Origin of the sequence: Pseudooceanicola sp. LIPI14-2-Ac024, from assembly GCF_042188925.1 — a bacterium.
Lineage (GTDB): Bacteria > Pseudomonadota > Alphaproteobacteria > Rhodobacterales > Rhodobacteraceae > Pseudooceanicola.
In genome coordinates this window covers 2437908-2457286 of sequence record NZ_CP170102.1, presented here as the reverse complement: position 1 = coordinate 2457286, position 19379 = coordinate 2437908, and the positions used below count along the sequence as shown (strand labels likewise).

Below are 19379 nucleotides of genomic sequence, written 5' to 3'. Positions count from 1 at the left end.
CCGGGTCAGCCGAGGCTGGCGGGCGTGATCTCTCCGTTCGCGACCTGCACGCGGCGGGTGGGAAACGGGATCTCGACCCCGCCGGCATCCAGCGCCTCCTTCACCTGCCGCTTCATGTCGGCCTGGAAGGCAAAGAAATCCGCCGCGTCGCACCAGACCCGGACCAGGAAATCGACCGAGAAATCGCCCAGGTTGTTGACCTGAATGAACGGCGCCGGGTCGGCCTTGGCGCGGGGGTCGGCCATGATCGTGTCGCGGATGATGCCCTCGGCCTGCTTCAGGTCAGCGTCGTAGCTGACCCCGAAGGTCCATTCGGCGCGGCGCGCCTTGTTGGTCGAGTAGTTGACGATGGTGTTGCCCCAGACCTGGGCGTTCGGGATGATCACCTGCACGTTGGACATGTTCGCCAGCTCGGTGAAGTTCAGCGTGATGTCCTTGATCGTGCCCATCTGGCCCGCGACCTCGACGAAGTCGCCATTCTTGATCGGGCGGAAGAAGATGATCATCACCCCGGCCGCGATGTTCGACAGGGTGCCCTGCAGGGCCAGACCGATGGCAAGACCCGCGGCACCGATGATCGCGACGATGCTGGTGGTCTGCACGCCGAAGGTGTTCAGCACGAAGAGGCAGGCAAAGCCGATGATGATGTACTTGACGATCGAGCCGAGGAAATTGAACAGCGTTTCGTCCAGCTGGGCATGGCGTTTCGACAGGTTGGTGATCCGCCGGTTGGCCCAGCCGGCCAGGAAGAAGCCGATCAGCAGGATCAGGATGGCGGCCAGCACGTTGCCGACGATCCCGGCCAGGAAATCGAGTGTCAGCAGGTCGCCCAGCGAATTGCCGTTGTACACCTCTTGGTTCAGGAATTCGTCCATCAATCCTCTCTCAGTTGGTCCATCTTGCGGGCAAGCTTGGCATCCAGCGCCGACAGGCCGTCGACGTCATGGGTGGTCAGCCGCACCTTCACACGGTTGTAGCTGTTGGACCAGTCCGGGTGGTGGTCCCACTTCTCGGCCCAGAGCGCGGCGCGCGTCATCCAGGCAAAGGCTTCGGTGAAGTCCTTGAATTCGTAAGTCTTCTCGATCGCATCCGCGGCCGTGTCGACCGCCCAGCCATTGGCGGTGAGCGGGTCGATCAACGACTTTCGCGCGGTGTCCGACAGTCGTTCGGTCAATCTTGTTCCTCCCTCTGCTCTTTCCGGAACGGGCCGTAGGCGGTGAGGACCTCGATGTCCTCCTCGACGGCGCGACGTTCCTGCTCCAGGAACTGTTCGACCGCGCGGGCAAAGCCCCGATCGCCGATCCAGTGCAGCGAATGGCATTCCGACGGCAGGTAGCCGCGGGCCAGCTTGTGCTCTCCCTGCGCGCCGGCCTCGACCCGGGACAGCCCGTGGTCGATGGCATGGTCGATGGCGCGATAATAGCACGCTTCGAAGTGCAGGCAGTCGTGATGTTCGACGCAGCCCCAGTAGCGGCCGTAGAGCACCTCGCGCCCGATCATGTTCAGCGCGCCCGCCACGTCGCGGCCGTCGCGGGTGCACATGATCAGCAGGATGTCGTCGCGCAGGGTGTCCTGCGCGATGTCAAAGAAGGCACGGGTCAGGTAGGGCGTGCCCCATTTCCGGCTGCCGGTGTCCTGGTAGAAGCGCCAGAAGGCGTCCCAGTGATGCGGTTCGATCTGGTCGCCGGTCAGGCTGCGGATCTCGCCGCCGAAGGCATTGGCGCGTTCGCGTTCCTTGCGGATCGTCTTGCGCTTGCGGGACGACAGGTCGGCGAGGAAGGCGTCGAAATCGGCGTAGCCGCGATTTTCCCAGTGGTATTGCTGGGTCACGCGGCGCATGAGGCCGATCCGTTCGCCGGCAATCGCCTCGGCCTCGGTGCAGAAGGTGGCGTGCAGCGACGACAGGCCGTTGTCGGCGGCCAGTTTCACCGCGCCCTGCAGAAGGGCCGAAAGGCCCGCGACCTCGTCGCCCGGCCGGGTCAGGAAGCGGCGGCCGGTTGCCGGGGTGAAAGGCACGGCAACCTGCAGTTTCGGATAGTACTGCCCGCCCGCGTTCTCGTAGGCATGCGCCCAGGAGAAGTCGAAGATGTATTCGCCCTGGCTGTGGGACTTCACGTAGAGCGGCGCGGCGGCGATCAGGTCTCCGTTGCGCCGGGCGGCAAGGTAGCGGGGATCCCAGCCGGTGCCGCGCCCGACCGATCCGCTGTCCTCCAACGCCTTGAGGAACCGGTGCGTGGTGAACGGATCGAGGGGCCGTCCGCCGTCGGCGGTTTCCGGACAGGCACAGGCATCCCACTCCGCCGCCGGGATCTCCGTCAGCGAGGGCAGGACCTGGATCTCGATCAGATCATCCATATCCATAGGCATCGTCCCTTATCTGGCACGCGGCCCTGCGGGATCAAGACACCGGGGCGGGGATCGCGGCGGCGTATCCTTCAAAGGTCACGTTCTGGGCAAACTTGCGCGCCTTGGCCTCGGCCTCGGGGCTGCGGATCGTCCAGCAGAGCACGTGGGTCCCCCTGGCGCGCAGTTCGGCCACGCGGGGCCGCGACAGGTCGCGCGCCTCGTGGCTGATGAAGCTGGCGCGCGCGGCCTGGATGTCCGGGATCTCGCGCAGGCGCTTGCGGGTGGGGCCGGGGATCAGCGGCCAGTCCTGCGGCCTGTATGCCGAGGTGACGATGCCGCGCGGCACCTCTGGCGCGAAGCCCGAGAGCACCCGGACCGAATGCGGGTTGAACGACATGAAGGCCAGCGGCCCGTCATAGCCTTTCACATCGCCTGCCGCCGCCTCTTCGAGGATGCCGATGCCGGGGCCCAGCTGGCCGTCCTGGTCCTTGATCTCGACCAGCAGCGGCACGCGGCCGGCGACAAGGTCCAGCACCTCGGCAAAGGTCGGGATGCCGGTCTGGCCGCCCTTGAGACGGATCGCGCCAAGATCGGCGGCGGTCCGGTCGCGGACCCGGCCCCGTTCGGCGGTCAGCCGCTTGAGGTCGTAGTCGTGGAACACCATCGCCCGCCGGTCGGCCGAAAGCTGCAGGTCGATCTCGATCCCGTAGCCCGCGTCGATGGCCGCCTCGATCGCCTCGCGCGAATTCTCGGGGCGACCGTCGGCGATGTCGTGCAGGGCCCGATGCGCGATCGGGGCCTGCAGGAAGGCCGCGGGCAGGGGCGGCGTCTTTGTCATTCCGCGATCTGGAATATGCCCTCGATCTCGACCGCGACGCCGAACGGGAGCGCGCCGGCCGAAACGGCGGACCGTGCGTGCCGACCGATGTCGCCAAGCGCCTCGACCAGGAAGTCGGACGCGCCGTTGATCACCTTGGGCTGGTCGCCGAACTCGGGGGTGGAGTTCACGAAGCCGGTCAGCTTCACCACCCGCTTGAGTTTTGACAGGTCGCCGCCGCAGGCCGCCTTGACCTGGCTGAGCAACGACAGGGCACAGGTCCGCGCGGCGGCGGCGCCTTCGTCGACGCTCAGGTCGGCGCCGACCTTGCCGGTGATCATCTTGCCGTCCTTCATCGAGATCTGGCCCGAGACGTAGAGCGTGTCGCCGACCTTGACGAAGGGCACGTAGTTCGCGGCGGGCGCGTTGGCCTCGGGCAGGGTGATGCCCATTTCGGACAGGCGGGTTTCGACGGGGTTCGACATGGGGGCCTCCGGGCTTGCAATTTGACCCGGACGCTAGACGCCACGCGGCGGATTGCAACCGCAAAAGCCGCCATGCGTCAGCTTTCGCGCAGGCTGCGCCTGAGCGCATCGGCCAGTGGCGCCGCGAGGTAGGAGAGTGGACTGCGCGTGCCGGTGGCGATGAAGGCCTCGACCGGCATGCCCGGGCGCAGGGCGGCCGCTGCGTCCGGCGACGGGGCGTTGAGGGTCGGCACGATCTCGACCCGGAAGAAGCTGCGCCCGGCCTCGTCGGAGAAGGCATCGGCCGAGACCTTGGTGACGACGCCCGACAGCCCGCCGGCCCCGCGCCCGGCGGCGGTGCGGTGCAGGGTGACGGGCTGGCCGGGGTGGACATGGTCGATGGCGGCGGGCGGCACCCGCGCGGTCACGATCAGCGGGCGGTCGCGGGGAACAAGCAGCATCAGTGTCTCGGCCGGGCGGATCACGGCGCCGGGGCCGTGCACCTGCAGGGCATGGACAACTCCCGCGACCGGCGCGCGAACCTCGGCGCGCCCGATGCGATCGCGCAGCGCCCGGCGGCGTTCGGCCAGTTCCAGCACCCGCGGCTGCACCCCTCGCAGCGCAGTTTCCGCGGCCTCGCGCCGGGCCGTGTCGAGGCGGAGCAGGGCAAGGTCGATGGCGCCCTGCCGGGTTTCGGCCCGGGCACGGTCGGCGGCGAGTTCGCCGTCCGATCCGGCCAGGCGGGCGGCTTCGCGCTCCAGCGCCAGCACCCGCGCGGCCTGTGCCAGCCCGCGGTCGAGCAGGGCCTGCTGCGCCGCGCGTTCGCGGGCGATCAGCGCGGCCTGGGTGACGACGGCGCGGCGCAGCGCCTCGATCCCCGCGACCTCGGCCGCGATCTGGCGGCGCTGCAGGCGGAGCTGCGCCGCCTCGCGCGCGTGGCCGTCGCGCCGGGTGGCAAAGAGGCGGCGCTGCCCGTCGAGCAGCGCGGCGACCTGCAGGTCCCGCGCGGCGGCGGCAGCGAGAACAGGGTCGAACACGGGGCTTTCGGCATCGTCCCGCTCTGCCTCCAGCCGGGCGCGTTCGGCCAGCGCGTCCCACAGGTGCGCCTCGACGATGGCGTGTTCGGTCCGTGCCGCATCCGCATCGAGGCGGAGGAGCACCTGCCCCGCGCGGACGGCATCGCCCTCGGCCACGGCGAGGGCGGTGACGCGGCCGCCGTCGGGATGCTGCACCTCCTGCCGGTTGCGGGCAACCTCGACCCGTCCGGGCGCGACCACGGCGCCGGTGAGCGACGACAATGCGGCCCAGGCGCCGAAGCCGCCGACCAGGAGCGCCAGCGCCAAGACGCCCGACAGGACCGCGCTGCGGGCCGAAGGGGCGGTCATGCGTCCTGCCCCCGGACCGCTGCCTGCAGGATCTGGCGATGGTTGACGACATGGCCGCGCAGCACCGCCTCGGCCGGGCCGAAGGCCGTGGCGGTGCCGTTGTCGAGCCGCAGCAACAGGTCGCATTCGCGGATCGCGGCCGGGCGTTGCGCGGTGATCAGCGCCACGCCGCCCCGCGCCTTGTGCGCCCGGATCGCGTGGTTCAGCGCCGCGCTGCCCTCGGCGTCGAGGCTGGCGTTCGCTTCGTCGAGGATCAGCAGCACCGGATCACCGAAGAGTGCCCGCGCCAGGCCGATGCGCTGGATCTGGCCGCCGGACAGCGGGGCGCCTTCGGCGGTGAGCGGCGTGTCGTAGCCGCCCGGCAGGGCCAGGATCATCGCGTGCGCCCCGGCCGCCCGTGCGGCGGCGATCACCGCGCCCGGGTCGGGGTCGGCCTGCATCCGGGCGATGTTCTGCGCCAGCGTGCCGGAAAAGAGCGCGACCCGCTGCGGCAGGTAGCCGACATGGCGGCCCCAGTCCGCCGCGCCGAACTGGACCCGGGTGGCGCCGCCAAGACGGACCATACCGGCGGATAGGGTGCCAGCACCCGAAATCGCCCGGCACAGGGTCGATTTCCCGCTTCCTGACGGCCCGATAATGCCGAGCGCCTGGCCCGGCTGCAGGGCAAACGACACCCCGTCGAGCAGCGCCTGACCGCCAAGCGGCCGGTCGGCACGGAGGCCCGTGACCGACAGGTGCCCCGTGGGTCGGGGCAGGGCCATCGGCGGCGGCGCCTCGGGCGCCTCGGACAAGAGCCGGGACAGGCCGCGCCACCCGGCGGCGGCATCCTGTGCCAGTGGCCACTGCGCGATCGCCTGTTCGACGGGCGCGAGTGCCCGGCCGAGCAGCACCGAACAGGCGATCATTACCCCCGGCGACAGCGCCCCGCGCAGGACCAGCAAGGCGCCCAATCCGATCATCGCCGATTGCAGGATCAGCCGCGTGGTGCGGGTCACCGCCGCGATCCCGCCGGAGCAGTCGCTGCCGTGGCGGCGTGCCGACCCCGCCTCGTCCAGCGCCGCAAGCCAGCGGTCACAGGCGGCATCCTGCATCCCCATGGCGCGGACCAGCGGCGCGGCCTCGAGGACTTCGGCCGCGCGGGCGTCGGCGCGCCTGGTGGCCTGCAGCAGCGCGGCGTGCGGGGCGCGGGTGACATGGCGGTGCAGGACGGCCAGCAGGATCAGCAGCGCGGCGCCCGCCAGGGCCAGAGCCCCCAGCCACGGATGCAGCATCACGATCAGGACCAGGAACAGAGGTGTCCACGGCAGGTCGATCAGCGCCAGCGGCGCGGCCGAGGCCAGGAAGCGTGCGATGGCGTCGAGGTCGCGCAGGCCCTCGCCGCCCGGGCCTTCCCGCGCGAGGGCCGCGCCAAAGGTCCGGCGTGCCAGCCGGGCCTGCACCTGCGCGCCGACGCGGGCGAGGATGCGGGCGCGGGCGTGATCGAGCATGCCCATCACGGCAAAGAGGAAGACGGCGATCAGCGACAGCGCCACCAGCGTCTCGACCGAGCCCGAGACCAGCACCCGGTCATAGACCTGCAGCATGTAGAGCGGTCCGGTCAGCAGCAGCAGGTTCGCGGCCAGCCCGAAGACCGCGACGGCACAGAACAGGGGGCGGGCAGGGCGCAGAGCGGCGCGCAATTCGGCATGGCCCGCGGTGTCGTAAGCGTCACTTCGCCCCATAGCGTGCCCCGTCGCCTTGCAACCCGGTCACCTGACGTGAATATATGGGTTGTATTGTTCGCCACGGCGCGCCGCCCCGGTGAAGTCGCGACGCTCTGCCAAAGGCGGCGGATGGGTCGTGGCGGGTCTGAAGCGCACACATTGGAAGCCCGAAAGGTCCTCTCTTGCCGAGCCCCAGCTCCCTCCTTCGCCCCGGTACGGTATCGCGGATTCTGATTATCGCGGGATTAACCGCCGCCCTCGCCGCCTGTTCGGGCGATGTCGATCCCGCCCCCGGCACCATCAACGACCCCTACGAGGCGGTGAACCGCCGTATTCTCGAGGGCACCAAGCGCACCGATACGGCTCTGCTGCGCCCGGTCTCGGTCGCCTATGCCGACACGGTGCCGCCGGCGATGCAGGAAAGCATCGGCAGTTTCCGGACCAACTTTTCGACGCCCGGCTACGTCGTGAACGACGTCCTGCAGATGAATGCCGAGGACGCGGCGGTGAACACCTTCCGCTTCGCGCTGAACTCCACGGTCGGCCTGCTCGGGCTGGTGGACGTGGCGGCGATGATGGGCGTCCCCGCGCGTGAGACCGATTTCGGCGAGACCCTGCATTTCTGGCGCTTTGCCGAGGGGGCCTATGTCCAGCTGCCGGTCCTCGGCCCCAGCACAGAACGCGACGTGGCCGGCAAGGTCGGCGACCTCTTCCTCAACCCGCTGGGGTATGTCATCCCCGCGCCGGAACGCTATGCCGGCACCGCGTCCGGCGTGCTGGACCGGGTCGGCAAGCGCGGCCGCTATGCCGAGACCGTCGACAGCGTGCTCTACGGCAGCGCCGATCCCTATGCGCAGCTGCGCAACACCTACCTGCAACAGCGCCGTTACCAGCTGAGTGGCGGCGCGTCGGGGGCGTCCGACGCCTACGACGATCCCTACGGAGCAAGCGACGCCTATGCCGACCCCTACGACGATCCCTATGCGGAATAGACCGACCCGTCGCGCCATCGTGCTGGGCCTGGCCGGGATCGGCTTTGCGGCCGGGTTCGCGCGCCCGCTCTTCGCGCTGAGCGATCAGTCGGCCCGCGCCACGGTCGAAAAGCTGGTCGGCGACATCAACGCGGTCATCGCCTCGGGCAAGTCCGAGGCGGCGATGATCAAGGATTTCGAGAACATCTTTGCCCGCTACGCCGACGTGAACATCATCGCGCGCTCGGTCCTCGGGCCGGATGCGCGCCGGTTCAGCGAGGCCGAGCTGAATGCCTACACGCAGGCCTTCCGCGGCTACATCGGCCGCAAGTACGGCAAGCGGTTCCGCGAGTTCATCGGCGGCAAGATCGAGCTGACCGGCGTGCAGCCGGTCAAGACCTGGCACGAGGTGTCGGGCATGGCGATCCTGAAGAACGAGGCGCCGTTCGAGGTGCGGTTCTTCGTGTCGGACCGGTCGGGCAAGCCGCTGTTCTTCGACATGTTCATCGAGGGCGTGTCGATGCGCCTGTCCGAGCGGACCGAGATTGGCGCCATGCTGGATCAGAACGGCGGCGACATCCGCAGGCTCACCGCGGCGCTGCAACGCGCCGGCTGAGGCACCTGCGACGGGGCGGGGCAAACCCCGCCCAACGTCGCGAGCGAGGGTGATCCCACCGTGGGGTGGGGTTCCACCCCACCCCGGACACAATGGCGATCAATACAGCCCGAACAGGTTCTTCAGCGCCCGTTCGATCGGGTTGTCGTTCTGGCGCGCCGCGGTCGGCGCCTGGGTGCCGGGCATCGGCTGGGCTGGCGTGGGTTCCAGCACCGGCAGCGGATGACGCTCCAGCCCGTCGTGGACGCGCAGCATCGTCTCGCGCCAGATCTCGGCCGGCAGGCCCGCGCCGGTGACGCCGGTGAGCGGCGTGTTGTCGTCGTATCCCATCCAGACCCCGGCAACGTAATCGGCCGAGAAGCCGACGAACCACGCGTCCCGCGCGGCCTGGGTCGTGCCGGTCTTGCCCGCGACCTCGAGCCCGTCGATTCGCGCCCGGTGGCCGGTGCCGCCGTCGACGACCTGTTTCATCATCCAGGTCAGTTCGCGCGCGGCGGGTTCGGTGATGACCCGTTCGCCGATGCCGGTGTCGACCTCCATCAGCGGTTCGGTTTCGCCCTGCAGCGTCAGCGTGGTCAGCCCGTAGGGCGTTACCGAGGAGCCGCCGTTGAGGATGCCGGCATAGGCGCCGACCATCTCGATCAGCGTGCTTTCGGACACGCCGAGCGCCAGCGCCGGACCCTGTGCAAGGTCGCTGTCGATGCCGAAATCGCTGGCGATGCGGCGGACGTTGTCGAGGCCGACGGCCTCGGCCACGCGCACGGCGGGGATGTTGAGGGAGTTGCGCAGCGCATCGGTCAGCGTGACCGTGCCGCGGAACTTGTGGTCGTAGTTGTCGGGGCTCCAGGGGCCGGAGCCGGGAATGTTGATGGTGAGCGGCGTGTCCTCGACCGTGGCCAGCGGCGAATGCCCGAGGTCGAGCGCGGCGGCGTAGACGAAGGGCTTGAACGACGACCCGGTCTGCCGCAGCGCCTGGGTCGCGCGGTTGAACGCGCCCGAGACCTTGGTCTTGCGGCCGCCGACCATGCCGCGCACGGCGCCGTCCGAGCTCATCACCACGATGGCGGCCTGCACCTTTGAGCCGTCCTTGAGCTTTTCCTCGAAGACCGACTTCATCGCGTCCTCGGCCGCCTTCTGGATTCGCTGGTCGAGGGTGGTCGCGATGATCACGTCCTCGGTCGTCTTGCGGGTCAGGAATTCCGGGCCGGACGCCATCACCCAGTCGGCAAAGTAGCCGCCGGCCTGTTCCTGCGCGGCCTGGCTGAGGCCGGCGGGATTGGCGCGGGCGGCGTCCGCCTCGGCGGTCGAGATGTAGTCCTGCTCTTCCATCAGGCCGATGATGATGTTGGCGCGGTTGCGCGAGCGTTCGAGGTTGTTGGTGGGCGCGTAGCGAGTCGGGGCGACCAGCAGGCCGGCGAGCATCGCCGCCTCGGCCGGGTTCACGTTGGCCGCCGACTTGCCGAAGTAGCGCTGGCTGGCGGCCTCGAAGCCGCGGGTGCCTTCGCCGAGGTAGGCGCGGTTCATGTAGATCGCGAGGATTTCGTCCTTGGAGTACTTCATCTCCATGCCGACGGCAAAGACGGCCTCTTTCGCCTTGCGCCACAGGGTGGTGCGGCGGCAGTCGGCCTCGTAGTCGGCCTCGGTCTTCCACACGGCCGGGTCGTAGGGCACGCCGAGGCACAGCAGCTTGGCGGTCTGCTGCGTGATGGTCGAGCCGCCGTGGCCCTGCAGCGGGCCGCGGCCTTCGCGCAGGTTGATGGCGATGGCGCTGGCGATGCCGCGCGGCGAGACGCCGAAGTGGGAATAGAAGCGCTTGTCCTCGGTCGCGACGATGGCGTTCTTGAGGTTGGGCGACACCGACTGTGCCGTCACGACGCCGCCGAACTGGTCGCCGCGCCAGGCAAAGACCTTGCCGTCGCGGTCGAGCATCGTGACAGAGCCGCGGGCGCGGCCGTCCAGCATGTCGTCCACCGGGGGCAGGGTCGCGGCGACATAGGCGGACAGGCCCAGAATGATCAGGACGGTGATCGCGCCCATGCGCCAGGTGAAGCCCCAGAGCACGCGCCAGATCCAGTAGGCCATGCCGAGAAAGGCCGCGACGATCACGTTGCGCTTGCGCTGCGGCTTGCGCCGGGCCGTCGACTTGCGCGCGGTCGTCGTCCGGCCGCCCTTGCCGGAGCCACCGGATTTCGGTTTCTTCGCGCTCGCCGCGGTCTTGCCCGATTTCGTCGGATACCGCCGGTCCGCGACCAGCGGTCTGCCTTTTTTGCTGTCACTCATGCTGCTCTGCCCGGCATTTTTCGTTGCCGGCCATACTACAGCGGAGCGGGGTCCTTGTAGAGGCCGAAGCAGGGTGTCACGGGTTTTTCATATGCACAATTTTTATGCAACTTTTGCATAGCGCCTAATTGTTGGGCGCAATTTCGTGAAATGCCTGCGGTTTGTGCCCTCCAACCTTCCGACTCCACCGGACCGGCGGCTTATCTGCCACTGCGAACGGCGGGGAGCGCCCGCGACTAGGAAGGGGATCACAGTGAAACTCATCATTGCAACGATCAAACCGTTCAAGCTGGAGGAGGTCCGCGAAGCGCTGACCGAAATCGGCGTGCGCGGCATGATGGTGACTGAAATCAAGGGCTTCGGCTCTCAATCCGGGCATACGGAGATCTATCGCGGCGCAGAGTACGCCGTGAACTTCGTGCCCAAGATCAAGCTTGAAATCGCGGTGAGCGCGGCCATGGCCGACCAGGTCGTCGAGACCATCACCGCCACCGCCAAGACCGGCAAGATCGGCGACGGCAAGATCTTCGTTCTCGACATCTCGCAAGCCGTCCGGGTCCGGACCGGCGAGACGAACGAAGACGCACTGTGATCGCACGGACAGGGGAATGAAACAGATGCAAACCAAAACCTGGATGAAACTGGGCCTCGCGGCCGCGCTGGTCGCGGCGCCGAGCCTGGGCCTGGCCCAAGAGGCGGCTGCCGAGGCACCCGACGCGGGCGCCGTGTCCGAGCAGACCGTCTTTATCCTGAACTCGCTGCTGTTCCTGATCGGCGGCTTCCTGGTGTTCTTCATGGCCGCCGGCTTTGCCATGCTCGAAGCGGGCCTCGTCCGCTCCAAGAACGTGGCCATGCAGTTGACCAAGAACGTCGCGCTCTTCGGCCTGGCGTCGATCTTCTACTACCTGATCGGCTACAACCTGATGTACCCGCTCGGCACCTGGTCGATCGACGGCATCCTGTCGGGCGTCTGGGGCCCCGGTGTCCTCGAAGCGGTCGGTGTCGCACCGGCTGATGCGGACGACCTGGCCTATGCCGCCACCGGTTCGGACTTCTTCTTCCAGCTGATGTTCTGCGCCGCCACCGCCTCGATCGTGTCGGGCACCCTGGCCGAGCGCATCAAGCTGTGGCCGTTCCTCGTCTTCACCATCATCCTGACCGCGGTCATCTACCCGCTGCAGGCGTCGTGGAAATGGGGCGGCGGCTTCCTGGACGAAGCGGGCTTCCTCGACTTCGCCGGTTCGACCGTCGTGCACTCGGTCGGTGGCTGGGCCGCTCTGACCGGCGCCATCATCCTCGGGCCGCGCATCGGCCGCTACGTGGATGGCCGCGTCGTGCCGTTCCCGGGTTCCAACCTGACCCTGGCGACCCTCGGGACGTTCATCCTGTGGCTCGGCTGGTTCGGCTTCAACGGCGGCTCGCAGCTGGCCATGGGTTCGGTGGGTGACGTGGCCGACGTGTCGCGGATCTTCTCGAACACCAACACGGCGGCTGCCGGCGGTGCCATCGCAGCGCTGATCCTGACGCAGATCCTCTACAAGAAACCGGATCTCACCATGGTGCTGAACGGCGCCCTGGCCGGCCTGGTGTCGATCACCGCGGAACCGCTGACCCCGTCGCTGGGCGCAGCCACCATCATCGGCATGATCGGCGGCGTCCTGGTCGTCCTCGCGGTCCCGATGCTCGACAAGCTGAAGATCGACGACGTGGTCGGCGCGATCCCGGTCCACCTGATCTGCGGCATCTGGGGCACCATCGCCGTGGTCTTCACCAACGCGGACGCTTCGCTGGGTGCGCAGCTCTACGGCATCATCGTGGTCGGCATCTTCGTTGTCGTCTCCTCGGCCGTGGTTTGGTTCATCCTGAAGGCCATCATGGGCCTGCGGGTCAGCGAGGAAGACGAGATCATGGGTCTCGACATGGCCGAGCTGGGCATGGAGGCCTACCCGGAATTTGCAAAGGGCTGATACCTCCTTCCAATCAGTCCTGTAACACTGGCCCGGGCGTTCGCGCCCGGGCTTTTTCGTGTCCACCTAGCTGCCCCTGGCCCGCGGTGCGTGCCAGCCGCGCTGCACGCTGACGACACGGACCACGACCGTCAGCGCGATGCCGGCAAGCGCCAGCGCCAGCTCGTTGCCGCCAAGCTCCACCCCGATGGCGAAGAGCCCCGCGCCCAGCAGGGCGGCCAGGGCATAGACATCCTCGCGCAGCACGCGCGGCACCTCGGCCACCAGGATGTCGCGCAGGGCGCCGCCGCCAACCGCGCTGAGCACGCCGATCAGCATCGCGGCCAGGGGTGTCAGATCGTAGGTCAGCGCCTTGGCGCAGCCCGTGATCGCAAAGAGGCCAAGGCCCGCGGCGTCCAGCACCATCACCGGCTTGCCCAGCCGTTCGATCAGCGGGTGGACAAAGAACACGACGACCCCGCCGGCCAGCGCGGCGAGGATGTAGCGCGTGTCGCGGATCGCCGCCGGCGGCGTGTCGCCCAGCAGGACGTCGCGCAGGATGCCGCCGGCGATCCCGACCGCGGCGGCCAGCACCAGTACCCCGAAGATGTCGAGCTGTCGGCGCACCGCCAGCATCGCGCCGCTGAGCGCAAAGACGAATGTTCCGGCAAGGTCGAAGGCATCGGTGAAGAGAAGGGGCGGCATCGAGAAACCTTTCGGCTGTCTGGGGTCGGGCAGGGGGCAGAGTAGCCGGACGCCGCGCCGCCGGGAATGGCGCGGTCGACCGCGAGGACCCGGCTGTGGCATGATCGGGCAGGCCGGGGAGGACGGATCATGCAGAAGGTGACGGGAATCGGCGGGGTGTTCTTTCGCGCACGCGACCCCGAGGGGCTGGCGGCCTGGTATCGCGATCACCTCGGCATAGACCCGATTTCCGAGGCGCTCTGGCAGCAGCAGGCGGGCGGCACGGTCTTTGCCCCGTTCCCGGCCGACACCGACTATTTCAGCCGCGACAGCCAGCAATGGATGATCAATTTCCGCGTCGCCGACCTGGACGCGATGCTGGCCCAGTTGACTGCCGCGGGCATCACCGCCGAAACCCGCGCCGACTGGGACACGCCCGAGACCGGCCGCTTCGCCCGGATTCACGACCCCGAGGGCAACCCGATCGAGCTCTGGCAGCCGCCCGGTTGACGACCGGCGCGCGCCTGCGCGGCAGCGGTGCGGCACGCGTGCCACCCGGCGCGGCGACGGACCTGCATTTCGTTGCGGCGGGTCGGGCGCGGGTCTAGGATTCCCTGAAACAGACCGAGGGACAGTTCATGTACGATTTCGCCGCCATCGGCGCCTGGCTGGAGTTTGCCGTGCGCTGGACCCACGTGATCACCGCGATCGCCTGGATCGGCTCTTCGTTCTACTTCATCGCCCTCGACCTCGGGCTGCACCGCGACCGCAACCTGCCCTCGGGGGCGGATGGCGACGAATGGCAGGTGCACGGCGGCGGGTTCTACCACATCCAGAAATACCTGGTCGCGCCGGACAAGATGCCCGACGACCTCGTCTGGTTCAAATGGGAGAGCTATTCGACCTGGCTCTCGGGCTTTGCGCTGCTGTTCCTGGTCTACTACCTCGGAGCCGAGTTCTACCTGATCGACCCGGCGGTCATGGACCTCAACATCTGGCAGGCGATCGGCATCTCGGCGGGGTCACTGGTGCTGGGCTGGCTGGCCTATGACTGGATCTGCAAGTCGAAGTTCGGCGACGACAACACCCGGCTGATGATCGCGCTCTACGTCATCCTCGTGGGGCTGGCGTGGTTCTACACCCATGTCTTCTCGGGTCGGGCGGCGATGCTGCACCTCGGTGCCTTCACGGCGACGATCATGACGGCGAACGTCTTTTTCGTGATCATGCCGAACCAGCGGATCGTGGTGGCGGACCTCAAGGCGGGGCGCATCCCGGATGCCAAGTACGGCAAGATCGCCAAGCAGCGGTCGACCCACAACAACTACCTGACCCTGCCCGTCATCTTCATGATGCTGTCGAACCACTACCCGCTGGCCTTTGCCACGGAGTACACCTGGATCATTGCCAGCCTGGTGTTCCTGATGGGTGTGACGATCCGGCATTTCTTCAACTCGATGCACGCGCGCAAGGGCACGCCCTACTGGACCTGGGCGGTGACGGCGGTGATCTTCATCGTGATCATGTGGCTGTCGACCGCGCCGATGTTCATGGGCGACGAGCCCGAGGAGGCGACCGGGCCCGCCCTGCGCTTTGCCGAGGCCGAGGGGTTCGACGAGGTGCATGACATCGTGCTGGGCCGCTGCTCCATGTGCCACGCGGCGGAACCGGCGTGGGAGGGGCTGCTCTGGCCGCCCAAGGGCGTGCGGCTCGAGACCGAGGCCCAGATCGCCAAGGCAGCGCGCGAGATCTACCTGCAGGCCGGGATCAGCCATGCCATGCCGCCCGCGAACCTGTCGTTCATCGAGGACGCGGAGCGGGCCAAGATCGTCGCCTGGTACGAAGGCGCCCTGTAGGGCGGGGTTTCACCCCCACCATTGCCGTAGAACATAAAAAGAACATTGCGCCCGTCCACGCGTTCCTTCATCCTTGAACTCCACGTTCCAGAATCAACCCGCCCATGCTAGGTCTGGTAGGATGAACAGCCCGACCCGCAACATAAGCGCCGACCGCCCGCAAATCCGCCAGCTCGACGAGGCGGCGATCAACCGGATCGCGGCGGGCGAGGTGGTGGAACGCCCCGCGTCTGCCGTGAAGGAACTGGTCGAGAACGCCATCGACGCGGGCGCGCGCCGGATCACGGTGACCATCGCCGACGGCGGCAAGACCCTGATCCGCGTGGCCGACGACGGCTGCGGCATCCCGGCCAGTGACCTGCCGCTGGCGCTGGCCCGGCACGCGACGTCGAAGATCGACGGCTCGGACCTCCTCGACATCCACACCTTTGGCTTCCGGGGCGAGGCGCTGCCGTCGCTGGGCGCGGTCGGACGGCTCAGGATCACCTCGCGCGTGGCGGGCGAGGACGCGGCCGAGATCAGCGTCACCGGCGGGCGGATGTCCGAGGTGAAGCCGGCGGCGCTTGGTCCCGGCACCACGGTCGAGCTGCGCGATCTCTTCTTTGCAACGCCCGCCCGGCTCAAGTTCCTGCGCACCGACCGGGCCGAGGCGCAGGCGGTGACCGACACGATCCGCCGGCTGGCGATGACCGAACCCTTCGTGACCTTCGTGCTGAAACAGGCCCGCGACGGCGACGATCGCGAGGTCTTTCGCGCCGACGCCGAACAGGGCGACCTGTTCGAGGCGCTGTCGGCCCGGCTCTCCTCGGTCCTTGGCCGCGACTTCATCCAGAACGCGATTCCCGTCGAGGCGGAGCGCGAGGGGCTGCACATGACCGGCTTCGCGGGCCTGCCGACCTATTCGCGCGGCGCGGCGGTGGCCCAGTACCTTTTCGTCAACGGACGCCCGGTGCGGGACCGGATGCTGACCGGGTCGCTCCGCGCGGCCTACACCGACCTGCTCAGCCGCGACCGCCACCCGGCGGCGGCGCTGTTCCTCAACTGTGATCCGCACCTGGTCGACGTGAACGTGCACCCGGCAAAGTCCGAGGTGCGGTTCCGCGATCCCGGCGCGGCGCGGGGGCTGATCGTCTCGGGCCTGCGGCACGCGCTGGCCGAGAACGGGCACCGGACCTCCTCGACCGTGTCGGGCGCGACGCTGGGGGCCTTCACGTCGGAACCGGCGCAGCCGCGCGTCTACCAGATGGACCGGCCGTCGCGCGGCGCGATCTCGACCGCCTACACCGCGCAGGCGCCGGCCTTCCGCGAGGCCCCGGCGGTTTTTGAAAGCTTCGACGCCGCCCCGACCGCCCGCGTCGATCATGCGCCCGAACCCGTGGCCGAGGTGCCGCTGGAATCGCATCCGCTGGGGGCGGCACGGGGGCAGGTGCACGAGAACTACATCATCGCCCAGACCGAACGCGGCATGGTCATCGTCGACCAGCACGCCGCGCATGAACGGCTGGTCTATGAAAAGCTCAAGCGCCAGATGGAGCAGACCGGCGTTGCCGCGCAGGCCCTGCTGATCCCCGAGATCGTGGAGCTGTCCTCGGGCGACCGGGCGCTGCTGCTCGACCATGCCGACGCGCTGTCGCGCTTCGGCCTGACGCTGGAACCCTTCGGGGGCAACGCCGTGGCGGTGCGCGAGACGCCTGCGATCCTGGGCGAGGTGAACGCCGAGGCGATGCTGCGCGATATCCTCGACGAGCTGGACGACGAGGGCGACAGCGGCACGCTCAAGGCGCAGGTGGACGCGATCCTCAGCCGGATGGCCTGCCACGGCTCGATCCGCTCGGGCCGCAGGATGCGGGCCGAGGAGATGAACGCGCTCCTGCGAGAGATGGAGGTGACCCCGCATTCGGGGCAGTGCAACCACGGGCGGCCCACTTACGTGGAGCTGCAGTTGAAGGACATCGAAAGGCTTTTCGGACGGACATGATCGAGATCGGTGGACAGAGCTACGCATTCAGCGACCCCATAATGATCGGTGCCCTCGTGGCAGCCGGGGTGGTGGCGCTGATCCTGATCCTGCTGGTGATGGCGATCCGCGCGTCCCGCACCGCGACCGATCCCCTGATCTACCAGCTCGACCAGATGGGCCGCACGATCGAGGGGCTGCACCGCGGGCAGGAGCAGTTGGCGGGCGGTCTGACCACCGTGTCGAACGCGCAGGCCAACGGCCAGACGCAGGTGCTGCAGGCGATGGAGACGCGGCTGGCGGCGGTGCAGAGCCAGATGAACGACCGCCTGCACGAGAACGCGATGAAGTCCGCGCGAGCACTCTCCGAGATGCAGGAGAAGATGAACGAGCAGCTCCGCGGCGGGTCCGAGAAGACGACGAAGTCGCTGACCGAGCTTCAGGAACGGCTGAAGGTCATCGACCGGGCGCAGGAGAATATCACCCGTCTTTCGGGCGACGTGCTGTCGCTGCAGGACATCTTGTCGAACAAGCAAACGCGCGGCGCCTTCGGAGAGATCCAGCTCAACGACATCGTCGGCAAGGCGCTGCCCTCGGACAGCTTCACGCTGCAGGCCACGCTGTCGAACGGCAAGCGGGCGGACTGCCTGATCCACCTGCCTCAACCCCCGGGGCCGATCGTGATCGACGCGAAGTTCCCGCTCGAGGCCTACGAAAAGCTGCGTGCCGGTGAGCCGGGGGCGCCACAGGCGTTCCGGACCTCGGTCAAGGCCCACATCAAGGCGATCTCGGAGCGCTACATCGTCGAGGGCGAGACGGCGGATGGCGCGCTGATGTTCCTGCCGTCCGAGGCGGTCTATGCCGAGCTGCACGCCAATTTCGGCGACCTGGTGCGCGAGGGCTTCGCCGCGCGGGTCTGGATCGTGTCGCCCACCACCTGCATGGCGACGCTGAACACGATGCGCGCGATCCTCAAGGACGCGCGGATGCGGGAACAGGCGGGTGCGATCCGAAACATGCTGAAGCTGCTGCACCGCGACGTCGAGATCGTGTCGGAACGGGTCGGCAAGCTGCAGACCCATTTCCGGCAAGCGCGTGAGGATGTCGACGGCATCGGCACCGCGGCCGAACGGGCGGGCAAGCGCGCCGCGCGGCTCGACAATTTCGATTTCGAGGAACTGGCGCCCGAGGACGCGCAGGTCGTCCGGCTGCCGGGCGAATGATCAGCGCGCGGGCGCCGGGGCCTCGGGCCGCCGGTCCCGGCGGGCGGTGAGCGCGGCGCGGATCCGGGTCTCGGCCATCAGGACAAGGTGGCTGACAAGAAGGACGCCGCCGAGCGCGATGGCGCAGGCGGTCACACCCTCGACGCCGGTCCGGAACAGCGCCCAGGTGAGGATCATCCCCAGCGTGTAGTGGTTGAGGTAGAGCGTGTAGCTCAGCCCGCCGAGGTAGCGCGCGATGCCGTGCAGCCGGGCGGGCACGGACCAGCGCATCGAGAGCACGAGCCAGCCCAGGCCGCCGGTCCAGAGCGCCATGGCCGCCAATGCGCGGGGCGTATCGCCGTGCAGGCCGATCCATATCTCGACCAGGCCCATGACGACGAGGACGGGCAGCGCCGGTGAGCGCCGGCGGTCCCGCATCTGTCGCCAGAGCAGCATGCCGATGGCAAAGAACACCCCGTGCCGCAGCAGGAACACCTTGAAGGGAAAGCGGTTCAGCAGCGCCGCCAGCGCCTCGTCCTGCCGCAGGATCGCGGAGGCAAAGACCACCAGGTAGACGGTGCTGACCGCGCCGAGGGCCAGCGCCACGCGCTGCAGGGTCAGCCGTTCCGGCGACAGGATCATCACCGCCACGAGGAGGTAGAACATCGCCTCGACCACCAGCGTCCAGACGACACCGTCGACATAGGGCCCCTTTGGCGACAGCACCATCGAGTTGGCGAGCCACAGCGCCACCGGTCGCAGGGACTGTCCCGACCAGAGCAGCACGGCCCCGGCGATGAGGGCCGACAGCCAGAGCGCCGGGACCAGCCGCCGTAGCCGCGCGAGCGTGAAGAGACGTGCACCGGACAGGCCGGCGCGACCCTCTGCGCTCATCGCGATGACGAAGCCCGAGATGACAAAGAACACCTCGACCCCGACCGCGCCGGGCCCGACGAAGGGGGCGAACCAGGAAAAGGCCACGTCGGGCGCACCGGGGGCCGAGGCTGGCGTGGACGGCAGGTAGGTGCCGAAATGGTTCAGCATCACCATCAGCGCCGCCGCGAAGCGGAGGATATCTATGCTGTGGAAATGCCGTCGGTCCGATGTCGTCACGCCCGGTCCCGTCATGAAAATCGCTTTGGCCCAGCGTGG

Annotated in this window: 18 protein-coding genes; 8 read left to right on the top strand and 10 right to left on the bottom strand. The window is 68.4% G+C overall.

Annotated elements, in window-relative coordinates:
* Positions 1-5: 5 nt before the first annotated feature.
* The 7 genes from ACE2AC_RS11930 to ACE2AC_RS11900 all read right to left on the bottom strand — a co-directional run bounded on the left by ACE2AC_RS11930 (position 6) and on the right by ACE2AC_RS11900 (position 6733).
* Positions 6-875 (bottom strand): mechanosensitive ion channel family protein, encoded by an 870-nt coding sequence (locus ACE2AC_RS11930; RefSeq protein WP_375687335.1) that lies wholly within the window; start codon positions 873-875, stop codon positions 6-8.
* Complete coding sequence (locus ACE2AC_RS11925; protein WP_375687333.1) at positions 875-1174, bottom strand: 4a-hydroxytetrahydrobiopterin dehydratase; 300 nt, start codon at positions 1172-1174, stop codon at positions 875-877. The genes ACE2AC_RS11930 and ACE2AC_RS11925 overlap by 1 nt, the downstream gene beginning before the upstream one ends.
* On the bottom strand, positions 1171-2355 hold the full coding sequence (locus ACE2AC_RS11920) for a GNAT family N-acetyltransferase (protein ID WP_375692101.1): 1185 nt from the start codon (positions 2353-2355) through the stop codon (positions 1171-1173). The genes ACE2AC_RS11925 and ACE2AC_RS11920 overlap by 4 nt, the downstream gene beginning before the upstream one ends.
* Positions 2356-2398: 43 nt before the next feature.
* Positions 2399-3184, bottom strand: coding sequence for a glycerophosphodiester phosphodiesterase family protein (locus ACE2AC_RS11915; protein ID WP_375687331.1), 786 nt, complete (start codon positions 3182-3184; stop codon positions 2399-2401).
* On the bottom strand, positions 3181-3648 hold the full coding sequence (locus ACE2AC_RS11910) for a RidA family protein (protein ID WP_375687329.1): 468 nt from the start codon (positions 3646-3648) through the stop codon (positions 3181-3183). The genes ACE2AC_RS11915 and ACE2AC_RS11910 overlap by 4 nt, the downstream gene beginning before the upstream one ends.
* Positions 3649-3725: 77 nt before the next feature.
* Positions 3726-5012 (bottom strand): HlyD family type I secretion periplasmic adaptor subunit, encoded by a 1287-nt coding sequence (locus ACE2AC_RS11905; protein ID WP_375687327.1) that lies wholly within the window; start codon positions 5010-5012, stop codon positions 3726-3728.
* The gene (locus tag ACE2AC_RS11900; protein ID WP_375687326.1) at positions 5009-6733 is read right to left on the bottom strand and encodes a type I secretion system permease/ATPase; all 1725 of its coding nucleotides are present in this window, start codon (positions 6731-6733) and stop codon (positions 5009-5011) included. The genes ACE2AC_RS11905 and ACE2AC_RS11900 overlap by 4 nt, the downstream gene beginning before the upstream one ends.
* Before the next feature lie 164 nt (positions 6734-6897).
* Here ACE2AC_RS11900 and ACE2AC_RS11895 point away from each other — a divergent pair, with 164 nt between their 5' ends.
* Positions 6898-7707, top strand: coding sequence for a VacJ family lipoprotein (locus ACE2AC_RS11895; protein WP_375687325.1), 810 nt, complete (start codon positions 6898-6900; stop codon positions 7705-7707).
* The gene (locus ACE2AC_RS11890; protein ID WP_375687324.1) at positions 7697-8302 is read left to right on the top strand and encodes a phospholipid-binding protein MlaC; all 606 of its coding nucleotides are present in this window, start codon (positions 7697-7699) and stop codon (positions 8300-8302) included. The genes ACE2AC_RS11895 and ACE2AC_RS11890 overlap by 11 nt, the downstream gene beginning before the upstream one ends.
* A 99-nt stretch (positions 8303-8401) precedes the next feature.
* Here the strand turns inward: ACE2AC_RS11890 and ACE2AC_RS11885 are convergent, their stop codons facing one another.
* Positions 8402-10582, bottom strand: a complete 2181-nt coding sequence (locus ACE2AC_RS11885; protein WP_375687322.1) for a transglycosylase domain-containing protein — start codon at positions 10580-10582, stop codon at positions 8402-8404.
* Between the two features lie 253 nt (positions 10583-10835).
* Between ACE2AC_RS11885 and ACE2AC_RS11880 the strand changes: the two genes are divergently transcribed.
* Positions 10836-11174, top strand: a complete 339-nt coding sequence (locus ACE2AC_RS11880) for a P-II family nitrogen regulator (protein ID WP_375687320.1) — start codon at positions 10836-10838, stop codon at positions 11172-11174.
* Positions 11175-11199: 25 nt separating this feature from the next.
* Positions 11200-12549, top strand: a complete 1350-nt coding sequence (locus tag ACE2AC_RS11875; RefSeq protein WP_375687318.1) for an ammonium transporter — start codon at positions 11200-11202, stop codon at positions 12547-12549.
* A 66-nt stretch (positions 12550-12615) separates the two neighbouring features.
* Here ACE2AC_RS11875 and ACE2AC_RS11870 read toward each other — a convergent pair whose 3' ends face one another.
* Positions 12616-13233, bottom strand: coding sequence for a trimeric intracellular cation channel family protein (locus tag ACE2AC_RS11870; protein ID WP_375687316.1), 618 nt, complete (start codon positions 13231-13233; stop codon positions 12616-12618).
* A 129-nt stretch (positions 13234-13362) separates the two neighbouring features.
* Between ACE2AC_RS11870 and ACE2AC_RS11865 the strand changes: the two genes are divergently transcribed.
* The 4 genes from ACE2AC_RS11865 (at position 13363) to ACE2AC_RS11850 (ending at position 18248) form a co-directional block, all read left to right on the top strand.
* Positions 13363-13722: a VOC family protein gene (locus ACE2AC_RS11865; RefSeq protein WP_375687314.1), complete on the top strand. Its 360-nt coding sequence runs from the start codon at positions 13363-13365 to the stop codon at positions 13720-13722.
* Between the two features lie 128 nt (positions 13723-13850).
* Positions 13851-15068, top strand: a complete 1218-nt coding sequence (locus tag ACE2AC_RS11860) for a urate hydroxylase PuuD (protein ID WP_375687313.1) — start codon at positions 13851-13853, stop codon at positions 15066-15068.
* 121 nt (positions 15069-15189) lie between these two features.
* The gene (gene mutL / locus ACE2AC_RS11855) at positions 15190-17046 is read left to right on the top strand and encodes a DNA mismatch repair endonuclease MutL (protein ID WP_375687311.1); all 1857 of its coding nucleotides are present in this window, start codon (positions 15190-15192) and stop codon (positions 17044-17046) included.
* Positions 17043-18248 carry a DNA recombination protein RmuC gene (locus tag ACE2AC_RS11850; protein ID WP_375687309.1) on the top strand — a complete coding sequence of 402 codons (1206 nt, stop codon included), beginning with the start codon at positions 17043-17045 and terminating at the stop codon, positions 18246-18248. Before mutL ends, ACE2AC_RS11850 begins: the two co-directional genes overlap by 4 nt.
* Here the strand turns inward: ACE2AC_RS11850 and ACE2AC_RS11845 are convergent, their stop codons facing one another.
* Positions 18249-19355: an acyltransferase family protein gene (locus tag ACE2AC_RS11845; RefSeq protein ID WP_375687307.1), complete on the bottom strand. Its 1107-nt coding sequence runs from the start codon at positions 19353-19355 to the stop codon at positions 18249-18251.
* Positions 19356-19379: the final 24 nt, after the last annotated feature.